Annotated in this window: 22 protein-coding genes; 6 read left to right on the plus strand and 16 right to left on the minus strand. The window is 34.7% G+C overall.

The window, feature by feature from the left end:
• Positions 1–35: 35 nt before the first annotated feature.
• A complete protein-coding gene (gene alaS / locus Cop2CBH44_RS09580; RefSeq protein WP_021930000.1) occupies positions 36–2,660 on the minus strand; it encodes an alanine--tRNA ligase in 2,625 nt (874 codons plus the stop codon).
• A gap of 206 nt (positions 2,661–2,866) precedes the next feature.
• Between alaS and Cop2CBH44_RS09585 the strand changes: the two genes are divergently transcribed.
• From Cop2CBH44_RS09585 to Cop2CBH44_RS09595, 3 genes are read left to right on the plus strand one after another with little or no spacing between them, the layout of a single operon-like run.
• Positions 2,867–3,838, plus strand: a complete 972-nt coding sequence (locus Cop2CBH44_RS09585; RefSeq protein WP_021929999.1) for a M23 family metallopeptidase — start codon at positions 2,867–2,869, stop codon at positions 3,836–3,838.
• A 10-nt stretch (positions 3,839–3,848) separates the two neighbouring features.
• Positions 3,849–4,229 (plus strand): MerR family transcriptional regulator, encoded by a 381-nt coding sequence (locus Cop2CBH44_RS09590; protein WP_021929998.1) that lies wholly within the window; start codon positions 3,849–3,851, stop codon positions 4,227–4,229.
• Positions 4,230–4,239: 10 nt separating this feature from the next.
• The gene (locus tag Cop2CBH44_RS09595; protein ID WP_200754705.1) at positions 4,240–5,298 is read left to right on the plus strand and encodes a nucleoside hydrolase; all 1,059 of its coding nucleotides are present in this window, start codon (positions 4,240–4,242) and stop codon (positions 5,296–5,298) included.
• A gap of 113 nt (positions 5,299–5,411) precedes the next feature.
• Here the strand turns inward: Cop2CBH44_RS09595 and Cop2CBH44_RS09600 are convergent, their stop codons facing one another.
• Complete coding sequence (locus Cop2CBH44_RS09600) at positions 5,412–7,877, minus strand: bifunctional UDP-N-acetylmuramoyl-tripeptide:D-alanyl-D-alanine ligase/alanine racemase (protein ID WP_200754706.1); 2,466 nt, start codon at positions 7,875–7,877, stop codon at positions 5,412–5,414.
• Between the two features lie 4 nt (positions 7,878–7,881).
• Positions 7,882–8,874: a GSCFA domain-containing protein gene (locus Cop2CBH44_RS09605; RefSeq protein ID WP_200754707.1), complete on the minus strand. Its 993-nt coding sequence runs from the start codon at positions 8,872–8,874 to the stop codon at positions 7,882–7,884.
• Between the two features lie 154 nt (positions 8,875–9,028).
• Between Cop2CBH44_RS09605 and Cop2CBH44_RS09610 the strand changes: the two genes are divergently transcribed.
• A complete protein-coding gene (locus tag Cop2CBH44_RS09610; protein ID WP_021929994.1) occupies positions 9,029–9,595 on the plus strand; it encodes a hypothetical protein in 567 nt (188 codons plus the stop codon).
• A 70-nt stretch (positions 9,596–9,665) separates the two neighbouring features.
• Here the strand turns inward: Cop2CBH44_RS09610 and Cop2CBH44_RS09615 are convergent, their stop codons facing one another.
• The 3 genes from Cop2CBH44_RS09615 to mtaB are packed head-to-tail and all read right to left on the minus strand — an operon-like array spanning position 9,666 to position 12,901.
• A complete protein-coding gene (locus Cop2CBH44_RS09615; RefSeq protein WP_200755948.1) occupies positions 9,666–10,658 on the minus strand; it encodes a glycosyltransferase family 2 protein in 993 nt (330 codons plus the stop codon).
• Positions 10,659–10,666: 8 nt separating this feature from the next.
• Entirely contained in the window at positions 10,667–11,572 is a 906-nt protein-coding gene (locus Cop2CBH44_RS09620; protein WP_200754708.1) for a lysophospholipid acyltransferase family protein, read from the minus strand.
• A gap of 6 nt (positions 11,573–11,578) precedes the next feature.
• A complete protein-coding gene (gene mtaB / locus Cop2CBH44_RS09625; RefSeq protein WP_021929992.1) occupies positions 11,579–12,901 on the minus strand; it encodes a tRNA (N(6)-L-threonylcarbamoyladenosine(37)-C(2))-methylthiotransferase MtaB in 1,323 nt (440 codons plus the stop codon).
• Between the two features lie 152 nt (positions 12,902–13,053).
• Here mtaB and Cop2CBH44_RS09630 point away from each other — a divergent pair, with 152 nt between their 5' ends.
• Together Cop2CBH44_RS09630 and Cop2CBH44_RS09635 are read left to right on the plus strand one after the other, a co-directional pair.
• On the plus strand, positions 13,054–14,727 hold the full coding sequence (locus Cop2CBH44_RS09630; RefSeq protein ID WP_021929991.1) for an AMP-binding protein: 1,674 nt from the start codon (positions 13,054–13,056) through the stop codon (positions 14,725–14,727).
• A gap of 131 nt (positions 14,728–14,858) precedes the next feature.
• Positions 14,859–15,053 carry a PG1828 family lipoprotein gene (locus tag Cop2CBH44_RS09635; RefSeq protein WP_021929990.1) on the plus strand — a complete coding sequence of 65 codons (195 nt, stop codon included), beginning with the start codon at positions 14,859–14,861 and terminating at the stop codon, positions 15,051–15,053.
• A 136-nt stretch (positions 15,054–15,189) separates the two neighbouring features.
• Here the strand turns inward: Cop2CBH44_RS09635 and der are convergent, their stop codons facing one another.
• The 10 genes from der to rplM all read right to left on the minus strand — a co-directional run bounded on the left by der (position 15,190) and on the right by rplM (position 23,743).
• On the minus strand, positions 15,190–16,503 hold the full coding sequence (der, locus tag Cop2CBH44_RS09640) for a ribosome biogenesis GTPase Der (protein WP_200754709.1): 1,314 nt from the start codon (positions 16,501–16,503) through the stop codon (positions 15,190–15,192).
• Between the two features lie 75 nt (positions 16,504–16,578).
• On the minus strand, positions 16,579–17,463 hold the full coding sequence (gene era / locus Cop2CBH44_RS09645; protein WP_200754710.1) for a GTPase Era: 885 nt from the start codon (positions 17,461–17,463) through the stop codon (positions 16,579–16,581).
• A 183-nt stretch (positions 17,464–17,646) separates the two neighbouring features.
• Positions 17,647–18,639: a beta-ketoacyl-ACP synthase III gene (locus Cop2CBH44_RS09650; RefSeq protein ID WP_200754711.1), complete on the minus strand. Its 993-nt coding sequence runs from the start codon at positions 18,637–18,639 to the stop codon at positions 17,647–17,649.
• A gap of 89 nt (positions 18,640–18,728) precedes the next feature.
• Complete coding sequence (gene rpmF, locus Cop2CBH44_RS09655; protein WP_021929986.1) at positions 18,729–18,914, minus strand: 50S ribosomal protein L32; 186 nt, start codon at positions 18,912–18,914, stop codon at positions 18,729–18,731.
• Between the two features lie 12 nt (positions 18,915–18,926).
• Positions 18,927–19,511 (minus strand): YceD family protein, encoded by a 585-nt coding sequence (locus Cop2CBH44_RS09660; RefSeq protein WP_200754712.1) that lies wholly within the window; start codon positions 19,509–19,511, stop codon positions 18,927–18,929.
• A gap of 208 nt (positions 19,512–19,719) precedes the next feature.
• Positions 19,720–20,871 carry a sensor histidine kinase gene (locus Cop2CBH44_RS09665; RefSeq protein WP_021929984.1) on the minus strand — a complete coding sequence of 384 codons (1,152 nt, stop codon included), beginning with the start codon at positions 20,869–20,871 and terminating at the stop codon, positions 19,720–19,722.
• Between the two features lie 144 nt (positions 20,872–21,015).
• Positions 21,016–21,837, minus strand: coding sequence for a translation elongation factor Ts (gene tsf / locus Cop2CBH44_RS09670; RefSeq protein ID WP_021929982.1), 822 nt, complete (start codon positions 21,835–21,837; stop codon positions 21,016–21,018).
• 91 nt (positions 21,838–21,928) lie between these two features.
• Positions 21,929–22,768 carry a 30S ribosomal protein S2 gene (rpsB, locus tag Cop2CBH44_RS09675; RefSeq protein WP_200754713.1) on the minus strand — a complete coding sequence of 280 codons (840 nt, stop codon included), beginning with the start codon at positions 22,766–22,768 and terminating at the stop codon, positions 21,929–21,931.
• Between the two features lie 127 nt (positions 22,769–22,895).
• Entirely contained in the window at positions 22,896–23,282 is a 387-nt protein-coding gene (gene rpsI, locus Cop2CBH44_RS09680; RefSeq protein ID WP_200754714.1) for a 30S ribosomal protein S9, read from the minus strand.
• A 5-nt stretch (positions 23,283–23,287) separates the two neighbouring features.
• Positions 23,288–23,743, minus strand: coding sequence for a 50S ribosomal protein L13 (gene rplM / locus Cop2CBH44_RS09685; protein ID WP_021929979.1), 456 nt, complete (start codon positions 23,741–23,743; stop codon positions 23,288–23,290).
• Positions 23,744–23,983 lie beyond the last annotated feature (240 nt).

Raw genomic sequence — 23,983 nt, forward strand, 5'->3', positions numbered from 1 at the left:
AAAACCTTTAAACAAATCAATCGAAAACTAAACATCTAAATTTCTGCCAATTCTATTATTTTATCAATAGCAGCAACAATTCCATCAGCATTTTTTCCTCCTGCCTGAGCAAAATGAGGTTGTCCTCCTCCTCCTCCTTGAATTTGTTTAGCAGCTTCCCGAACAATTTTTGAAGCATTCAACCCTGCTGCAACCATATCATCACTTAACATGACTGTAAGAAGTGGCTTTCCACTAGATGGCTCTGTTGTACCAGCAACAAATAACAAGTGGTCAGTTATTTGTGCTCTTATTCTGAATGCCACATCTTTAACGATTTCAGGCATTACAATAGCATTGAATCGAATTAATTTCACACCAGAACGATCGACCATATTTTTAATCAACTGGTCTTTAACAAGCTCTACTTTCTCCCTCAAATAATCTTCTGCCTGCTTTCTTAATTCACCGTTCTCTTCTATTGCTTTGCGAATAGCTGCCATAATATCAGGAGCATTATTAAATACATTTCGTATTTCTTTCAATACATCCTGTTGAAAATTTACCAATTCTTCTGCTTTAGCTGCTGTCACGGCTTCTATTCGTCGTATTCCTGCGGCAATGGAGCTCTCTGATATAATACGTATCATTCCGATATTTCCCGTATTTGCAACATGTGTACCTCCACACAATTCAACAGAAGACCCGTACTTAATTACCCGTACTTCTTCTCCGTATTTCTCACCAAACAAAGCCATCGCACCCATTGCTTTAGCCTCGGCAATCGGCATATTACGATGTTCTTCTAATGGAATACTTTGACGAACTTTTATATTAGCTAATTTCTCTACTCGGCGAATCTCATCATCGGTAACTTTCTGAAAATGAGAGAAATCGAATCTTAATGAATCCGGAGTAACCAACGACCCTTTTTGTTCTACATGAATACCTAAGACCTCTCTCAAAGCTTCATGCAACAAATGTGTTGCCGAGTGATTGCACGCAGTAGCGATGCGCGCATCTTTATTTATCACAGCTCTAAACGTCACTGTGACATCCTTTGGAAGACAATTGGCAATATGTACACTTAAGTTGTTTTCTTTCTTTGTATTTACAATTTCAATAATCTCATTTTCATTAATTAATGTCCCCTTATCTCCTATCTGACCACCACTCTCTGCATAAAAAGGAGTCTTATCAAGAACAATCTGATACAATTCCTGATTTTTTTGTTTTATTTTACGATAACGCAAAATTTCTGTATCACACTCTGTAAAGTCATATCCAACAAAATGAGGTTCTCCTTCTCTAACGATTATCCAATCTCCTGTCTCAACTGCTGCAGCATTACGAGCCCTTTCCTTTTGTTGTTGCATCTGGATATTAAATTCCTTAATGTCTACCGTCAGCCCCTTTTCTTTTAAAATAAGTTCTGTCAAATCAAGAGGAAAGCCATAAGTATCATATAATGTAAATGCATCTTTACCGCTGATACACTTACTCCCTGAAACAGTCGTATCTTCCATGACTTTATCCAGCAATTTGATACCCGTCTCAAGCGTCCGTAAAAAAGCCTCCTCTTCTTCTTTTATCACTTTCTCAATCAACGTTTGTTGAGATATTAACTCAGGATAGGCATCTCCCATTGTATCAATAAGCGTAGGTATTAACGTATAAATAAACGCCTGATGTTGCCCTAAAAAAGTATATCCATACCGAACAGCACGACGCAAAATACGACGTATTACATATCCAGCTTTTGCATTTGACGGTAGCTGTCCATCTGTAATAGAAAAAGCGATTGTTCGAACATGGTCAGCAACAACACGCATAGCAATGTCAGTCTGCTCATTTTCCCCATATTTCTTTCCGCATAGCTTTCCAATTGTACCAATTATAGGCTGAAATACATCAGTGTCATAATTTGATTTTTTCCCTTGTAAAGCCATACACAAACGTTCAAATCCCATACCTGTATCTATCACTTTAGCGGGTAGTGGTTCTAATGTTCCGTCTGCTTTACGATTATACTGCATAAACACAAGATTCCAGATTTCAATTACCTGAGGATGCCCTGCATTCACTAATTTCAGTCCATCAATTTCTGCTCTTTCTTCTTCACTTCTCAAATCAATATGGACTTCAGAACAAGGGCCACAAGGGCCTGTATCTCCCATTTCCCAGAAATTATCATGCCGATTTCCATTTATAATATGTTCTTTCGGTAAATGCTTTTCCCAAAATGTCGCAGCATCATTATCTCGTTCAAGACCTTCAGGTACATATCCTTCAAAAACAGTCGCATACAACCGTTCTGGATTCAACTTCAATACATCTACCAGATATTCCCAAGCCCAATCGATAGCCTCTTGTTTAAAATAGTCACCAAAAGACCAGTTACCTAGCATCTCAAACATCGTATGATGGTATGTATCTAGACCTACTTCTTCCAAATCATTGTGTTTTCCACTTACCCGTAAACATTTTTGAGAATCGGCTACCCGTTTATAACGCGCTGGCACATTTCCCAGTATAATGTCTTTAAACTGATTCATCCCGGCATTAGTAAACATCAATGTAGGATCATCTTTAATAACCATAGGTGCAGAAGGAACAATTTGATGTCCTTTCGATCTGAAAAAGTCTTTGAACGATTCTCGGATTTCTTTAGCTGTAAGCATATCTGTTCGTTTAATAATTACAATTGAAAAATTTTTCTAATACTAATATTTAGTCATTCCTGTATATTAATATTCTGAAAAACAGTTTGCAAAAATAGTCTAAAATATTATTTTTGTGGCTATCGTTGCATAAAAATTTTCTAATCGATATACGATATTTGTTATTTATTCCAAGTTAAAGTCCCCAAATTAGGAAGATACTGAAAATGAAACGAAAAATTTTTTACATATATAATCCGAATACACTTTCCTATGAAAGAGTCTACCCTTCTTTCCGGAAAAAAGTATTCACCGTATTACGACACTTAATAATAGGGATTATTATTGGATTTTTGATTTTTACTATTTTCAATTATTTCATAGACTCTCCACAAGAACGATTATTAAAACAAGAAAATCAAACAATAAAAGCTCAATATAAATTACTTTCTCGTCGATTGGATGAAGCTCTAAAGGTAATGTCCGATATACAACAACGCGATGACAATTTATATCGTGTCATATTACAAGCCGAACCTATAAATGCCGCTGTTCGAAATGCTGGATTAAATAATGAAGCTCAGTATAAGGAATTAATGAAACTAAGTGACGCAGAACTAATTGTATCTACTACTCGTAAAGTCGACCTATTAACTCGCCAACTATATGTTCAAAGTAATTCTATCGATGAATTAGTAAAACTAGGGCAACAACAAGAAGATCGTCTAAAAAGTATACCTGCAATACAACCTATCTCAAACAAAGACTTAAAAAAAACTGCATCTGGATACGGGCTACGCATCGACCCTATTTATAATACACGTAAATTTCATGCAGGAATGGATTTTGCTTCAGATATAGGAACCCCCGTATATGCTACTGGTAATGGAACAATCATAGAAACCGGATGGAAACAAGGTTACGGAAACACAATACTCATTGACCACGGATACGATTACAAAACTCGATATGCCCATCTAAGTGCAATCAAAGTAAAAAATGGTCAAAAAGTCTCACGTGGAGAAGAAATCGGACTGGTTGGCAACACAGGAAAATCGACCGGTCCACATCTTCATTACGAAGTCATTTATAAAGGAAAGCATGATAATCCAATCAATTATTATTTCTTTGATTTAAGTCCTCAAGATTATGATAAGATGATCCAAATTGCAAGTAATCAAGGACGTATAATGGACTAAATTATAAACAATGAAAAATAACGAAACCAATCAACATCGCCTATATTATACTATCGGTGAAGTAGCTGATTATTTTAATGTTAATGAGTCATTACTCCGATTTTGGGAAAAAGAATTCGATATTATCAATCCTCGAAAATCAAGCAAAGGTACACGGTATTATTCTCCTGTTGATATAGAAAATATTAGGCTTATTTATTATCTTACCAAAGAAAAAGGCTTGACATTAAGCGGGGCAAAAAAAAAACTAAAAGAAAATAAAGATGGGGTCATACGAAATCATGAGATTATTCACCATCTTAAAAACATAAAATCAGAATTAATTGCTATACGGGATGAATTTTCTGTTATAGAAGAAACTTCTGAATCCGACAATACTCATAATATTTAAAAAAATAACCATGAAAACAGTACTTTATTTAACTGGATTATTTTTATTCCCTTCAATAATTATAGGATGTTGTAACAAAAAACAAATAAATAATACTTCTGTTGACAAAACTCCTTTATCTATTATTTTCGACACAGATATGGGTAACGATATAGACGATGCTCTTGCTCTAGATATGTTATACAAATATATTGAAAACGGACAGATAAATTTATTAGCCATCCCCACAAGCAAGAAAGGGAAATATTGCGCAGAATATCTAGATATAATGAATACATGGTATGGTCATAATATTCCAATAGGAGTTGTTGAAAATGGAACCGACAAAGATAACAATGCACCCTTTACTAAACATACATGTGAACTAAAGCAAAATGGGAATTTAGTTTTTAATCGCACAATCAATAACTATGATGATTTTTATAAATCAGTCTCTCTTTATAGAAAAATCTTATCAGAACAACCAGACAATTCTGTCATCATCATCTCCGTCGGATTTTCTACTAATTTAGCACAATTACTCGATTCACCAGCAGACAAATATTCTACGCTTTCCGGAATAGAACTAATAAGAAAAAAAGTAAAATATGTATCTACTATGATGGGTAATATCAAAGATCAAAACCATAAAGAATTCAACGTCTTTTGCGACATTCCATCTGCACAAAAATTTATTAATGAATGGCCTACCCCTATTATGATTTCGCCCTACGAAGTCGGTGATGCTATCTTATTTCCAGCTCAGTCTATTGAAAATGACTTCAAATGGAAATCTCCTAACCCATTAGTCATTGGATATATAAATTATATGCAAATGCCATATGACCGTCAAACATGGGATTTAACAGCAGTACTCTATGCTGTTGAAAAAGAAAAAAAATTTTTTGGAAATTCTGAATGGGGAACTTTGAATATTGACAATACCGGAGCAACAACTTTTATCGTCAATCCTAAAGGGAAACATCGTTATTTAACAGTAAATAAAGAACAGGCATTAAAAATACAAAAATATTTTATCCAGCTTATAACGCAAATACCAGCTAAATATAAAAAAACAACCTTAAATTAAATTCTTAAAATAAAATTGACTGAATCGCAATAATTCAGTCAATTTTATTTATACTTTTTAATTAATATCACTGAATAATCAAATTATACTCCCCTTCATTCCAAAGAACTCTTTTATTCTCTATAATAAACTCGTTTTACACGAGATGAAACTGATGTCAAAATCTCATACGGAATTGTATCTAACCATTTTGCTAACACACAAACGGACAGCTGATCACCAAATATCTCAACTTTATCTCCTTCTTGACAATCTATGTCTGTCACATCGACCATACACACATCCATACATATATTGCCAACGTAAGGTGCCTGCCTACCATTAATAATCACATATCCCTTACCATTCCCCAGATGACGGTCAACTCCATCAGCATAACCGATGGGCAAAGCAGCAATTCGAGATTTTCTTGATAATACACCTTTACGACTATAACCAACAGTTTGGTCTGCATCCAATTCTTTAATTTGCAAAATTGTAGTCTTCAAAGTACTCACATTACGCAAACCTGGTTCATTTCCAATAGGCGAAATTCCGTATAACCCCAATCCCAAACGCACACCTTCCATCTGCTCATCTGTAAATCTTGAAATTCCTGCAGTATTCAATATATGCCTCATAACAGGAAATGGTGTAACATTTTGTATTATACGAGCACAATCTTTAAATATTGCTATTTGACGCAATGAGAAATCATCAAAACGAGTCTCATCACTACCTGCAAAATGAGAAAATACAGAGCGTGCTCTTATTGACGGCATAGCACTTAATTCATTAACCAAAAGAGGCATATCTTCAAATGTAAATCCAAGACGATGCATTCCAGAATCAATTTTTATATGTACAGGATAATGCATTATTCCCAATTGCTCTGCTTCTTTTGAAAATGCTTTCAATAGCTTAAAACTATATATTTCCGGCTCAAGAGAATAACCAAATAAAGTACGGAAACTGTTCATTTCCGGATTCATCACCATAATAGGCATAGTTATTCCGGCCTTTCTTAATTCAGCACCTTCATCCGCAACTGCAACCGCCAAATAATCACATCCCCTATCCTGTAATGATTTCGCCACTTCATAAGAACCAGCTCCATACCCAAAAGCCTTCACCATGCAGATAATTTTCGTCTCTGGTTTAAGCTTTTGACGATAAAAATTAAAATTATCAATTAAAGCATCTAAGTTAACCTCTAAAATTGTTTCATGTTGCTTCAACTCCAAAGCTTCTGATATTTGTTCAAAATGAAAATCTCTAGAACCCTTAATCAATATCAGTTCATTATTGAAGCGTTCTGCCGCTCCTGAATTTAAGAAAGAATCAGTTGTCAAATAAAATTCAGCATCCATTCCAAAAGATTTCTCACAAGCAGAAATCTCTGGACCAATACCAATTAAGCGATCTACACCTTTATGCATCAATATTTGTGAAACTTTCCGATACAAAGTTGCAGGCAACATTCCCGATTGCAATATATCTGACAAAATAAGAGTTCTACGCATGCCCGCAGTTGCTCTTCTTACCTGGAAATCAAGAGCTATTTCTAAAGAATTTATATCTGAATTATATGTATCGTTTATGACTAAACAATTATTTCGTCCCTCTTTCACTTCAAGGCGCATAGCAACGGGTTCTAACTTTGCCATTTTTTTTGTTATTTCATTCGGACCCTTTCCAAGGTATAACATAACAGCCAAACAATGTATTGCATTTTCAACAGCAGCATCTCCAACAAAAGGAATTGCAAATTCACCCTCATACTGCAAATAAGAATAACGGATACGAGTATTTTCATCCTCTTTAGTGACTTTTATGATATACAGAGGTCCGTTTTTATCTTTATAAGACCAAGCTATTTCCCGTGTGCCAAGGCACATTTTTTCAACAGTATCAGATATCAGTGCAGAATCTCCATTATAAATTATACAATCAGAATCCTTAAACAAGGTCAACTTTTCCAAGCTTTTCTCTTGCATTGAAGCAAAACCCTCTTGATGAGCACCTCCTATATTAGTAATGATACCTACTGTCGGTTTTATAATAGCTTCTAACTTATCCATTTCTCCTGGTTGAGATATGCCAGCTTCAATAACCGCTAATTCTGTACTTTCATTCATCTGCCATATAGACAACGGTACTCCTATCTGAGAATTATAGCTCCGTGGAGAACGAACCATATTATAATCTTCATGAAGTAACTGATATAACCATTCTTTAACAATCGTCTTTCCATTACTACCAGTTACACCAATTACTGGAATATCAAAACGATTACGATGCGCTGTTGCTAACTGTTGCAAAGCGGCCAATGTATCAGGAACTTTCAAAAAGTTAGCATCCGGCATCTTGTCTTTATTAGCAATATTATCACTAATAACAAAATGCCTTACACCTTTACGATACAAATCATATATATATCGGTGCGCATTGTTACGTTCTGTTACCAATGCAAAAAAAAGAGTCTCTTCCGGAAAAGTAAGAGAACGGCTGTCCGTCAATATCACAGAAACCTCCTTTTCAGGAAACTTATAATCTTCAGCCTTAATAATAACTGCTATTTCAGAAATAGTATAATTCATTATATCATAATGTTTTCAAGAGACATTCTAATGATTTTAGCTCATTTGAAAGGTCAAAGTAAGGGTATTTTTGGTGAAATTTTTTCAGTTTAAACAAGTTTTGCATTACGAAATCTTTATATGCATTTAAATCTGATGTCAATGGCTTATGATTCAAAGATTTAAATATTTTACCCCATTCTGCATTCTCTTGTCTCGTTTTTTCACTAAAACAACTTAAACTAAACTGTTCCCAGATATACTCAACCGCTTGTTCTGACGGATGAACCATATCACTATCATAAAACCGATAATCCCTTAATTCGTCCATCACAATCTCATATGAAGGAAAATAAAAACAATTATCCGGGAAAGTGCAACATAGTAACTCTGTAGCCAACAAAAGAGTAGATTTACTCAGCTGATTAGCATGAGCCCCATCTCTAAAATGACGTACAGGGCTTACTGTCATCAATATTTTTAATCGTGGATTTTCTTGTAGTAATTCAGATATCAAAGGAATCCACATATCAGTTATCTCATTTGGACACAACCTCTGACGAATAAAATATTTTTCTGGTAATTTATGACAATTTGATACAATTTCTCCCGTCTCTGTTAAACGATATACCCAAGCTGTACCCCATGTTATTATAAGCCAATCTGCATTTTTTAAAATTATAGCCCCTTGTGCCAATCGAGTGTTTATCTCATTTAAACAAGTATGCAAATCAATATGAGAAAAACGAGAATGATGTGAAAAGCTATGCCATAGCTGCCCTTCCCGGAATAAATCAAACTCTGCAAATGTTTTATTCTGTAATAACATATATAGCGAATGGGCTATCGAAGCAGGATTATATAAAATTCCAAAAGGGTTCAGATCAATATTAAATTTATACTGCAGCATATACTTGCCTATATTTTCAGCAAAGCATGACCCAAGCATCATAATCTTTTGTTCATGAGTTATTGAGTATGGTAATTTTTTTATAGATACAATTGTTCTGAATTCCATATTACAAATATAAATAAAAGAGAAAAGAAAAATATCAAAATTATCTGCATAAATTTGAGTAAGGATAGATCTTTATTATTAATTTTACATCGTTTTCGGAATGAGATTTTTGTACCTTAAAGCTGTTCAAAGCTTTTACTAATATAAACTTAGTATGGAAAAATTAATTTTTTCTTGTTTATTGTTTTCCTTTTTGTACGGCTGTTCATCAAAGAATAGTAAAATAAATATTTCCGAAGATACAACCCAAATTGTTAATATCACAATTGATCCAACATCTGATCTTGCTGAAACGGCAACTACTATTTATGCAAATGCACTCGATTTGCCCGAGTTCAAGCATTGTATTGACTTAGGTGGCGCTCTAATATCTGATGATTATGGTATACATATTTTACAAAACGATTCCACTCAACAAACATTTTTCCTTTTTGACGAATTTGCAGGAAGAGATAAACAAGGGATGCCTTCTTGGCAACTATTAGATACATTAATTATTCCTGGCATAGGGTTAAATATCGGATGGACCGGAAATGTAATGTATGAAGGCGAAATTGACCCAGAAATCATAGTTCTACTCCCCGATAATACGGACTGGATGGATTCAGAAAAATTTACAGACATAAAGAAAGCTTGGAGGTTTGATCGTACACAAAAACGTATAAATGAAATCTCAACTGCTGGGCTTGTATGTCTCAATGACATGTATAGTATAGACTAAATATTAAAAAAGAGAATAAATACGTAACATACTTTGAAAAAGTCCATAAAATTCAGAATCAGCTTTCTTATCAAAAATATTTCTTTCTCCTTAAAAAATAATCAACAACAATATTTCGATGAGCCTCAGGAAATATTTTTAATAAATTTATAGAAGGTTGATTCCTATACTTTTTTTTATCTCTACGATAATCACGATGGGCCAACCAAACAGCATTCACATCTGCCCAATGTCCTCCTAATAAAAATTTTATCATCGCAATGGTATCAAGCAATCTTCTTATAAATAATAAACAACGCCCATCTCTTAAAGGCAAATTCTTATATAGCATAAGTAGATTATTTCTAAAATTTAAATATGTCTTTTTAGGGTTAGAAACATCCAAGGTTGCTCCTCCCAAATGATACATAATACTTTGAGGGACAACGACAATATTTTTACCTAGTAAATGTATTCTCCAACACAAATCAATTTCCTCCATATGTGCAAAAAAGTGAGTATCTAACCCTCCCACATCCAAATAATCTTTTCTTCTAATAAATAAGCAAGCACCTGTTGCCCAAAAAATATCAGTTATATTATCATATTGGTGACTATCTTTTTCTACTGTATCAAATATCCGTCCTCGACAAAAAGTATATCCGTATCGGTCAATAAAACCTCCAGACGCACCTGCATATTCAAAATAATCTTTATCACGATATGACAGTAACTTTGGTTGACATGCTGAAACTTCCGGATGCTTCTCACAATAAGATAAAAGCGGTTCTAACCAATAAGGCGTCGCCTCAACATCAGAATTAAGAAGGACTACATACTCATAATCAAGCTGAGAAATAGCTCTATTATATCCCTCTGCAAAACCATAATTTTCAGAAAAAAGTAATAATTGTATGTTGGAATAATTTTGCAACAAAAAGGACACAGAATCATCTGTTGAGCCATTATCCACAACAATAATATCTGCAATTTCCGATGTCGTAAATTGATATACAGAAGGTAAAAACTCTTCTAACAATTTCCTACCATTCCAATTCAATATGATAACAGCAACTTTTTTCAATCTCTCCATCATTTTTTCTTTAAACCTTTATGTTTCCATCGATTATGAGTCCATAACCAATACTCTGGAGCACGTCTAATCGTATTTTCCATCAGGCCCATGTATTTACGAGTAATATCAAACTCCGAAGCTTCTTTAGGATGGAGTTCTACCTCCCGTATAGTAACGGCATAATATCCACGCCTGACTTTTTCTACATCAAAATAAAATACTGCAAAATCGACTTTTTTAGCAATTTTTTCCACTCCAGTCAAGACTGGGGTATCTTGATTCAAAAAAGTCATCCAAAAATGAATATTTGTAGGGGACGGAGTCTGGTCAGCCATGAATCCGGTAATCGACGGTTGTCCAGAATTTCGATAACGAATTATTTCGCGTAAAGTATCTTGCTTGGGTATACAATGAGAATTAAATCGGGAACGAAGTTTCAAAAAAAAATGATCGAACCATTTATTTTTCAGAGGACGATATATTTGAGCAAAAATCACCTCTGGATTATGCATCCACAAAGTAACAGATGGAACCCATTCCCAATTACCATAATGACCTAAATACATCAGGCATGAACGCCCTTCTGCAATAGCTTTATCTAAAAGTTCTACACCATAAAATTGTGTTCGCATACGCATTTCCTCATCGGAAATATGCATCAGTTTTATTGTTTCAACTACATAATCACAAAAGTGATGGTAAAAAGCCCTTTCCATCCTCAATATCTCTTTATCATCTTTTTCGGGAAAAGAATTTCTCATATTTTCAATAACCATTTTTCGTCGATAACGGATGATATAATATAGAGGAAAAAATAAAATATCAGATAAAATATATAATACACGCAATGGCAACATTGCATGTAATTTAAAACACAAATAAAGAGGTGAATATAATATATTTTCTATAGTAACCTTTTTCATAATTTCTTACTCAAGAATTTGTTCTGCCTTTAGCGCGTCTTTTGCTTCATTGAAATCGCCCAATACAACCGAACAACGCTTGTTTACCAGATTTTTATCGTATGGAACTTCTACACGGATATAGTTATCTGTAAATCCATGCATCGGCATCCCTTTTTTGGGATGTTCAAACAAAACTGGACGTAATTTCCCTTGTTGCTTTTCATAAAATTCTTGAAGTTTTTGCTCAGAAATCTCAAGCATCTTACGGCAACGTTCGTGTTTCTCTTGGGACGTAACGATATGAGAAATCTTTAATGCCTGGGTATTGGGACGTTCAGAATATGTAAATACATGTAATTGTGATACATCTAAACTATTAACAAAATGATAAGTCTCCTCAAAAAGTTTTTCTGTCTCGCCTCTAACACCAACAATAAGATCTATTCCGATAAAAGCATCTGGTAATACCATTTTCACTCTCTCTATCTTATGAGCAAATAAATGCGTATCATAACGTCGGTGCATTAGCTTCAACACATCATCACTTCCCGACTGCAACGGAATATGAAAATGTGGGGCAAACCTCTTTGAAGTAGCTACATAATCAATTATTTCATCAGTAAGCAAATTAGGCTCTATTGACGAAATACGGAACCTTTCGATACCCTCGACAGAATCGAGGGCTTTTATCAAATCAAAAAAAGTCTCACCTGTAGAATGGCCAAAATCACCAATATTCACTCCTGTCAAAACTATTTCTTTTCCTCCATTACGAACAACTTCTTCCGCCTGCTTCACCATGCTATCTATAGAGCCATTACGACTACGTCCCCGAGCAAACGGAATAGTACAATATGTACAGAAATAATTGCATCCATCCTGCACTTTTAAAAAATATCGGGTTCGGTCCCCTTTAGAACATGAAGGACTAAAAGTCCTGATATCCTCACTACCCGTTGTCACGATTTCACCATGCTGTTTTTTATGCAAATCTCCAAGATAATATAGGATATCTAATTTCTGCTCTGCGCCTAATATAAGGTCAACCCCCGGAATATCCGCAACATCTTCAGGTTTTAATTGAGCATAGCATCCAGTGACCACAATAAAGGCTTCTGGATGTTGACGGACAATCCGACGAATAGCCTGCCGGCATTTTTTATCCGCTAACTCTGTTACAGAACACGTATTTATAACACATATATCTGCACTTTCTCCTGCCCGTACACGACGTATACCCCGCTCTTCTAAAAGTTTTCCAATTGAAGACGTTTCTGCAAAATTCAACTTACAACCCAAAGTATAATAGGCTGCTGTTTTATTATCAAAAGTATTATAATCTATCATTTAAAAAAGATACTTCTCTTACTCTAATATCTGCTACAAAGGTAATGATTTTAGCATAATACTTACTACAAGGTAACATTCCTTTAGCTTTATATAAACCATTATATATTCAAAATGATTATATTTGTACAAATAAGCCAATTAATAAAGATATGGTTACTGAAAACTTTATAAAAATTTACGAAAAAGGATTCAAAGAAAACTGGGAAAGACCGGCTTTGACAGATTATAATACTAAAGAATCATTTACCTATCAACAAATTGCGGAAGAAATTGCTAAACTTCATATCCTATACAAACATTGCCAAATTCGGCGTGGAGACAAAATAGCTATTGTCGGAAGAAATACTCCCAGGTGGTGTATTGCTTTCATGTCTGCGATAACGTATGGAGCAATAGTCGTCCCTATCTTGCAAGATTTCAATGCAAATGACATACATCATATCGTCAGTCATTCAGACTCAGTCCTTTTGTTTGTCGGAGATTTGATTTGGGAAAATCTTGAAGTTGATAAATTGAATAATTTAAGAGCAACCATATCTTTACGTGACTACTCCTGCCTAGACCAACGAGATGGGGAATGCATATCGAAATGCTTAAGTGAAATGAACATTAATTTCAAGAATAAATACCCTAATGGGTTTAACCGTGAAAATATAAAATATGCAGAACTAAGTAATGATAAAGTAGTACTGATCAATTATACTTCTGGTACTACAGGATTTAGTAAAGGTGTTATGCTCACAGGTAATAATCTGGCAGGAAATACTATGTTCGGTATCCATTCTAAACTCCATTATCCTGGGAGCAAGTGTCTATCCTTTTTACCCTTGGCTCATGCTTATGGTTGTGCTTTTGATATACTTGTTCCCCTCGCTGTAGGAACCCATATAACAATGTTAGGCAAAATTCCTTCTCCTAAGATTTTACTAAAAGCCCTTGAAGAAGTAAAACCAAATCTCATAATTTGTGTGCCATTAATCTTAGAAAAAATCTATCGGAAACAAATACTACCAATGCTCAATAAACGTGCATTAAAATGGGCAGTTAACATACCACTTCTCGACAGTCAAATCTATGCTCAAATCAGAAAAAAATTAGTGGACGCTTTTGGAGGACGATTTGAACAAGTCATAATAGGAGGAGCTCCTTTAAACAAAGAAGTAGAAGCTTTTTTATACAAAATAAAATTTCCTTTTACAGTCGGATATGGAATGACAGAATGTGGTCCACTAATCAGTTATACTCATTATACTGAATTTATACCTACATCTGCGGGGCGCATTCTCGACGGCTATATGCAGGTTCGAATTGACTCTGAAGATCCCTACAATATTCCTGGAGAAATTTGCGTAAAAGGGGAAAATGTAATGAAAGGGTATTATAAAAATCAAGAAGCGACAGATGCGGTTCTCGATAACGATGGATGGTTACACACCGGAGATATGGGTACCATAAATAAAGATAATACAATCTTTATTAAAGGACGTTATAAAACAATGATATTAGGGCCAAACGGACAAAATATATACCCTGAAGCAATAGAAGCTAAACTAAATAATATGCCTTTTATTCTAGAAAGTCTAGTTATCGAAAAAGACGGAAAACTCATAGCCCTCGTTTACCCAGATTATGAGGCTGTCGATGAAAATGGAATATCAAGCAAAGATATTTTAATTGCGATGGAAGAAATCAGAAAAAATGTAAATAATGAACTGGCCCCTTTCGAAAATATCTCCAAAATCCAACTCTATCCCACTGAATTTGAGAAAACTCCTAAAAAGAGTATAAAAAGGTACCTCTATACCAATTTTTCTCAGATTTAATACTCTTACAAAAAAAAATTGAGTTTTTTTTGAAAAAAAAACTGCTAAAGAGCATAACATTAAAAAATAATATATACCTTTGAACCGTTTTTGAAGCAATAATTTATTGTTTTATATTTAATTTAAAGAAAATGAAAAAGTTAGTCTTGTTCTTCGCTGTTGCATTTGCAATGTCTTTTGCAGCTTGCACATCTAAAACAGCCAGCGATGCTGCTGCCGTTGATTCAACTACTGTTGATACTACAGTAATTGAAGAAACTGTTGTTACTGATTCTGTAGCTACAGTTGACAGTGTAGCTGTTGATTCTGCTGCTGTTGCTGAATAATAATTAGCGAAGAGAACAAAAGGATTTGATAGAGTGGTCCCGGGATGGAGCTGCTCTATCTTTTTTTAGTTGAGAACATTCATTCTATAAAAAACGGAACTGTAAATCTTAACAGTTCCGTTTTTTATAACTTTTTTCATTTTTCCCTCATAAATATATTTATAGGTGTACCTGTAAAATTCCATTTTGAACGAATCTGATTTTCTAAAAATCTTTTATATGGCTCTTTTACCCATTGTGGCAAATTACAAAAGAAAATAAATGTTGGTACAAATGAACCTTTAATTTGTGTTATATATTTAATTTTTACATACTTACCTTTGTGTGCTGGTGGTGGATAGTTCTCTATAACAGATAACATCTCTTCATTCAATTTTGCTGTGGGAACATGGTTCTTTCGGTTTTTATATACCTCTGAGACAGACTCCAGAACTTTAAATATTCGTTGTTTTGTTAAAGCCGAAGTATAAATAATCGGAAAATCCACAAAAGGAGCAAATCGCTCCCGAATAGCACTTTCAAATTCTTTTATTGCCTTGTTCGACTTATTTTCTACCAAATCCCATTTATTGACACAAACGACTAATCCTTTTTTATTTTTTTGAATCAAAGAAAAAATATTCAAGTCTTGACTCTCAATTCCACGAGTAGCATCTATCATCAATACACATACGTCTGAATTTTCAATAGCTCGAATCGAACGAATAACAGAATAGTATTCCAGATCCTCAGTAACCTTTCCTTTTTTTCTTATTCCGGCTGTATCTACCAGATAAAAATCAAAACCAAATTTATTATATCGTGTATATATTGAGTCTCGGGTAGTACCAGCAACATCTGTTACAATATTTCTATCTTCACCAATAAAAGCATTTATTATTGACGATTTTCCCGCATTAGGACGGCCTACAACTGCGACCTTGGGTAATTCTTCTTCTAGTTCTTCATTTTCTACATTCGGAAATTTCGCAACAACTTCATCTAACAAATCTCCAGTTCCAGCACCATTTATAGCCGATATGCAATAAGGGTCTCCTAATCCTAAGGAATAAAACTCTGCTGCAGTATATTGCCACTCATTTGAATCACTTTTATTAGCAATCAAGAATACTGGTTTCTTACACTTACGAAGTATATCTGCAACATGATCATCCAAATTGGTAACCCCATTCATAACATCAACAACAAATAAGATAACATCAGCCTCTTCAATAGCCAATGCAACTTGTTTATTTATTTCTTCCTCAAAAATATCTTCAGAATTTACGACCCATCCTCCAGTATCAATTACTGAAAATTCGTGACCACACCATTCAACCTTACCATACTGGCGATCTCGTGTTGTTCCTGCAACCTCATTTACAATAGCCTGACGAGACTTAGTTAATCGATTAAACAACGTCGATTTCCCAACATTTGGTCGACCTACAATTGCAACAATATTTCCCATAATTTTTACTTACATTTTTAATCCCGGCTATCCCAGCCAGATGTTCCGGGCTTCTGTTATTCAACTTCAATTCTACTACTCCGGTTGATAACCGAAACTCTTCAGTTTATTATCTTTATTTCTCCAATCTTTTTCAACCTTCACATATAATTCCAAAAATACTTTTTTCTGAAAAAAAGCCTCTATATCTTTCCGTGCTAATATACCTACTTTTTTCAGAGCTTTTCCACCTTTACCAATTACAATTCCTTTCTGAGAATCACGTTCAACATAAATAACAGCCATTATATGTATATGCCTTTCATCTTCTTTAAATTGCTCAACACCAACTTCACACGCATAAGGAATCTCTTTATCATAAATCAGCAAAATTTTCTCTCTAATTATTTCCGTAACAAAAAAGCGAGCAGGCTTGTCGGTCAGCGCATCCTTTTCAAAAAATGGAGGAGAAGGAGGCAATAAAGCTTCTATTCTTTTTAATAAATAATCCAAATTAAACTTATATTGAGCTGATACTGGTATAATTTCAGCATCAGATAATATAGTATGCCATTCAGAAACCAATTTTTCTAAATCTTGTTGGCTTTTCAATAAATCTACTTTATTAATTATAAGTAATACAGGTATAGTCTGCGCCGCAACTTTATCGAGAAAAATTTTATTTTTAGTCGGAGTTTCCACAACATCTGTTACATACAACAATATATCGGCATCCTTAAGAGCCGATTGTGAAAAATTCAACATCGATTCTTGCAATTTATAGTTAGGAGTCAAAACACCTGGAGTATCTGAATAAACAATCTGCATATCATCTGTATTAACTATTCCCATAATACGATGACGGGTCGTTTGGGCTTTAGAAGTAATTATCGAAATACGTTCCCCCACTAAAGAATTCATTAATGTTGACTTTCCAACATTCGGATTCCCAACTATATTTACAAAACCAGCCTTATGCATATTTATTACCTTTTAAACAACATTGTACTCCTGACTTAAACAAATATACGAAAAAGATTTCTTTTTTGTATTCTATCCCATTCCTATTAAAAATAAAATACGCTAAGTGGCGTTAAATTCCCAATTTCAGGTATCGACGTTACTTGGCGTATTCTATATATTTTACTCAAACGAGATATCAACTTATACTTTATTATAGGCCCATTTCAAATAAAGTGCCCCCCAGGTAAACCCTGCACCAAAGGCTGTAAGAATTATATTATCACCTTGCTTAAATTTCCCTTCCCACTCAGATAAACATAAAGGAATAGATGCCGCACTAGTATTCCCAAATTTCTCAATATTCATCACAACTTTTTCAGGAGCAATATTAATCCGGCCAGCAATAGCTTCTATAATACGGGCATTGGCCTGGTGAGGTATAAACCAATCAATAGAATCAAATGTCAAATGATTCCGTTCAGCAACATTCAATGTCGATTCAAGCATGTCCGAGACAGCATGTTTATACACAGCGCGGCCTTCTTGGTAAACATAATGTTCCATCCGGTCAATACTCTCATGAGTTGCCGGATATGCTGACCCTCCAGCTTTCATTAACAAATGAGGAAGACCTATACCGTCTGTATGCATCACAGCATCCATTACCCCTAAATTTTTATCAGAAGGTTCTAGCATTACAGCCGCTGCTGCATCTCCAAAAAGAGGACAAGTATTTCGGTCTGTATAATTAGTCATTGATGACATCTTCTCTGCAGCCAATACAATCACTTTTTTATATAAACCACTCTTAATATATGCAGCACCTGCTTGCAAAGCAACAATAAAACCGGCACAAGCTGCTTGTACATCATAACCAAAACAATGTTTAATACCAGATTTCTCAGCTATGATCGAAGCAGTCGAAGGAAACCGATAGTCAGGATTAGATGTTGCACAAATAATAAGTTCCACATCATCTGGAGAAATTCCCGTTTTTTTAAGAAGCTCATTTACCGCTCGATAACCTAATTCGGAAGAGCCTAACCCTTCTCCTTTCAATATTCTACGTTCTTTTATTCCTACACGAGTAGTTATCCACTCATCATTGGTATCTACCATATGAGACAGCTCCTCGTTGGTCAAAATATAATCGGGAACGTAAGAAGCGACACCCGTAATTACAGCATTTTGCATAAAAACTTAGTATTATAAAAAAAATGCCCTAAAAAGCGTCTTTAGGGCTTGAATTCTATAGCGTATTTAACTTCGCCCTTTGGGCCCCATTAAATAGCAGCTTCTTTTTCAATTGCTAATTTACCTCTGTAATAACCGCATTCACCGCATACAGTATGGTAAATATGCCATGCACCACAATTAGGGCATACTGCCATAGTTGGGGCTACAGCCTTATCATGAGTTCTTCTTTTGGCTGTTCTTGTCTTCGATTGTTTTCTTTTAGGATGTGCCATTTTTTTATTACTTTAATTATTATCTATTATTTTTTTTAACTCGTCCCATCGCGGGTCTGTTTTTACTTCTGAAATCCCAGAATCATCGTCATCATAAAGGGCATCATCATCTTCTTCTGTGTCATCATCATTTTCTCCTACTATATGTGCCCGATGCTTTTTCAACTGTGAGCTCATCGCCTTATTACATTTTCCTACCGGATGTACATGTTTTAGCGGAATAGTTAATGCTATAAACTCATATATGAACCAAGCCACATTAATCTCACCCTCTGTCTCAGGGACAATCACTATATCATCGCTTTCTTCACTATATTCTTTTCCAAATTTCACGTATATCCGCTCATGTGTAGCAACTTCAAAATCCATATAATCAAGGCATCGGTCACATGGAATTTGTATAACACCAGCGATCTCAAAATCCAACTCAAACGTTTCTGCAGACTTTCTCACAGTCAACAAAACATTCACCTTCCCTCTTTGGACTTCAGTACTATCAATATTTCTAAAAAACTGATCATCCAATTGATACTCATAAATCTGACTTCCTTCCGGAAGACTTTTGAGCGGAATCTTATATAAATTAAACTTTCCCAACGGTTACAGTCGTTAAAACCCTGCAAAGGTATAAAAAATAATCTTTCCGAATAAAATTTTCAGCTCTTTTTATTCCATCTTTGCAAAAATCAACAAAATAAACACTTTTTAAAAAAGCTAAATGCATCCTATCTCATAAAAATATTATAGACGTCTATTTTCATTATAAACAATAATCTATCTATCATCCTATAACTCCAAAATATATTCAAGCTCTTTTTAACTCTATTCGAAATGTAGTACCTTTATTTATTTCTGACTCCTTTACATATATTTTACCATCATGATACTCTTCTACTATTCTTTTTACTAAGGTTAAACCTAATCCCCATCCCCTCTTTTTAGTTGTATATCCTGGATTAAAAACAGTTTTAAAATGTTTTCGAGATATTCCCTTTCCCGTATCTTTTACATCAATATAACACTTTTGAGCATCTATCTTTAAATAAATATCTATACTTCCCTGCCCATCCATAGCATCAATCGCATTTTTACAAAGATTTTCTATGACCCATTCAACCAATGGCAAACACATCATAGCCCCTACAGCTTCTTCTGGCACATGTGTCGTTATTTTTACCTTATTAGAAACCCTACGACGCATATACTCTGTTGCATTCGTTAATACTTCATTAACATAGACAAAATCCATCTCAGGTTTAGATCCTATTTTAGAAAAGCGCTCAGCAATGATGGACAATCGTTTTATATCTTTTCCCATATCCGCCAAAAGCCCCTTATCGACACCATTAAGCTCTAACAAATCCATCCATGCCATGAGAGATGAAATAGGAGTTCCTAATTGGTGAGCAGTCTCTTTCGAAAGTCCTACCCAAACCTTATTTTGCTCGGCTTTCTTACTACTCATAAGTGCTAAATAGGCTATCAAAACAAATAATATCATTACTCCTAATTGTACATGGGGATAATAAGAAAGTCGTTTCAGTAAAATAGAATCATCATAATAAAGATATTGTTTTGTATTCTTATCAAGGTAAATTTCAATTATATTTGAACCTTTTTTAAAATCCTGCAATTTTTTTTCCAAGAATTTATCCGGATTATCTTGAGGAACCTTGATATTTAAAGTCTGCTTTATCACATCACTTTCATCTGCAATAATAACAGGAATAGAAGTATTGCTCTGAATAATTTTCAAAATCAGCCCCATATCCATATTCACATCCTCACTAGCAACAGCACGAGTAGCATCAGCCCAAATTTCCATTTTATTTCGTTCCTCAATTGAAAGGTCATGAACTAACTTATTAGATACATATAAAAAGCCTCCAACCAATATAACAGAAATAAGTAAAAATATAGTCTTTATTTTCTGTCGAGTATCATAAATATTTTGCATGCTATAACTTTATTGCTATTCTTAAATATTAACGGCATATACAAATCTTTATTGCAGCATAGTAAAAATACAAACTTATAAAACAAACTAAAAACGGCCATCTTATATGAGACAGCCGTTTTTAATTTTATAGAAAAATATCTTTTATTCAGCATTCAACGTTATCCGCTTAAATGCTGTTACAGTTAAATCTTTATTTTGAGATTTCAAATATTGCTGGATGTTCTCTTTGGGTTCTTTTACAAATGCCTGTTCAAGCAATGTGGCTTCCTGGAAGAATTTATTGATACGGCCTTGCGCAATTTTATCTAACATTTCTTCTTTTTTGCCTTCTTCACGAGCTTTCTCTTTTGCAATCTCTAATTCTTTTGCTACAACTTCTGCTGGAACATCGTCGCGTCCAACAGCTATAGGATTCATAGCTGCCACTTGCATGGCAACATCACGAGCCACTTGATATTCAACTGGCATATTAAATCCCACAATAGTTGCCAATTTATTTCCCGGATGTATATAAAATATTGTCGACGGAGCAGAAACGAATTCATAAAAACCAAGTTCCATCTTTTCTCCAGTAATACCACTCTGATCAACAATTAATTCTGACACTGGACGTCCATTCACAATCATAGATTTTAACGCTTCAATATCCGTAGGTTTACTCTCCAATGCAGCATCCAATATAGACTGAGTAAGGGCAATGAAGTCTTTATTCTGTGCAACAAAATCAGTTTCACATTTTAAAGCTACAATAGCAGCAAAACCATCGTTTACTGCAGCCAAAACACAACCTTCAGATGCTTCACGATCCTCACGCTTTGCAGCAATAGCTTTTCCTTTCTTACGGATTATTTCCATCGCACCGTCAAAATCTCCATTAGCTTCATTCAATGCGTTTTTACAATCCATCATACCAGCTCCTGTCATTTTACGAAGCTTAGTTATATCTGCCAACGTTACAGCCATAATTTATCTCCTAATTTTTTGTTATTAAAATAAGCGGCGAAAGAGCAGAACTACAATAAGCCCTACTCTTTTGCTCTCCTATCCGATTTTCTTATTCTTCCGTATCTTTGAGAAACTTCTCTGCGACATTAGCATTCAAAGCCTCGTCGTCTTCTTTTTTAGTTCTCTCCTTTTTTGCTACACGAGTTTTCTTCTCTTTCTTGGGAGCTTCACCTTCAGCAGCATCAGTATCAATTTTTTCTGCTTTTCTTTCTTCTAAGCCTTCTTGCATAGCACCGCAAACAGCATTCAAAATCACCTCAATAGATTTTGTTGCATCATCATTGGCAGGAATTACATAATCAATATTCGAAGGATCAGAATTTGTATCTACCATTGCAAATACAGGAATACCCAAACGGTTAGCTTCACGTACTGCAATATGTTCCTTCATAACATCGACAACAAATAAAGCCGATGGAAGGCGCGTCAAATCAGCAATACTACCTAATGTCTTCTCTAATTTAGCACGTTGACGAGTAACCTGCAACTTCTCACGTTTCGAAAGATTATCAAAAGTTCCATCTTTTGTCATCTTATCGATAGTCGTCATTTTCTTAACCGCCTTACGAATAGTCGGAAAGTTTGTAAGCATACCACCCGGCCACCGTTCAATAACATAAGGCATATTTACTGAAGCTGCTTTTTCTGCAACTACTTGTTTTGCTTGTTTCTTCGTTGCAACAAAAAGTACCTTTTTGCCAGACTTAGCAATCTGTTTTAATGCAGCTGCGGCATCTTCAACTTTAGCAACTGTCTTATAAAGGTCAATGATATGAATACCATTGCGCTCCATAAAAATGTAAGGAGCCATTGCCGGATTCCATTTTCTCTTCAAATGTCCAAAATGAACACCAGCTTCTAATAATTGGTCGAAATTTGTAATTGACATTTTCTTTCTTTTTAATTCGTTTACTTTCTACTAAATCAATTGCAGGGTAGTCCCCTCACGAATTAGGAATCTCTGCAATTTGGATACTAAACGCTTAATACTTGTCGCAAAAAACCTACAAATACTATTAACGTTTGCTAAACTGGAATCTTTTTCTTGCTTTGGGACGTCCCGGTTTTTTACGCTCTACAGCACGAGGGTCACGAGTCATAAATCCTTCAGCTTTCAAAGCAGGCTTATCATCTGGATTAATTTTCACCAATGCGCGAGCAATCGCCAAACGTAAAGCTTCCGCTTGACCTTTGAAACCTCCACCGTCAAGATTTACTTTAATATCATATTTTTCGGTAGCACCCAAAGTAGACAATGGTTGCTTTACAATAAATTGAAGGATACTTGAAGGGAAATATACTGTTAAATCTTTCTTATTGATGGTAATAACGCCAGTTCCCTCTTTTACAAATACACGGGCAACCGCAGCTTTTCGTCTTCCTATTGCATTAACTACTTCCATACTGCTTATTTAAGAGAGTTTATATCTATTGTTTTAGGTTGTTGTGCCTGATGCGGATGTTCAGACCCAGCATATACATAAAGGTTACCCAGCAATTTAGCACCGAGTTTATTTTTAGGCAGCATACCTTTAACTACGCGATTAAATAATTTGGCATCACCTTTTTTCTGCAAATCAGCAGGAGAAAATTTTCTCTGACCACCAGGATAGCCCGTAAATTTTAAATATACACGATCTGTCCACTTTTTTCCGGTCAAAACTACTTTCTCCGCATTAATAATAATTACATTATCACCACAATCCACATGCGGAGTATAACTTGGTTTATACTTACCTCTCAATAACTTAGCAACTTTAGCCGACAAACGTCCCAACACCTGATCGGTTGCATCAACTACAACCCATTCTTTTTGTACAGTTGCTTTGTTTGCAGAAATGGTCTTATAACTTAAAGTATCCACTTGCTTAATTTTTTTATTTGTTAATTACTTAAATTACATGCATCTACACCCACTTCGGACACAGAAGCAGAGCATAGCTACTTAAAATTTTCTCAAATTTTGATAATAATCGGCTCGCAAAGGTACGTTTTTTATCTGAAATACAAAACTTTTCAACAAAAAAAAGAAGTAGTCACATTAACCTACTTCTTCTATTATCCAATTTATAACACTTAAGTCAATTTGCATTAAAAAGAGTAT

Source organism: Coprobacter secundus subsp. similis (assembly GCF_015097275.1).
Classification (GTDB): domain Bacteria; phylum Bacteroidota; class Bacteroidia; order Bacteroidales; family Coprobacteraceae; genus Coprobacter; species Coprobacter secundus.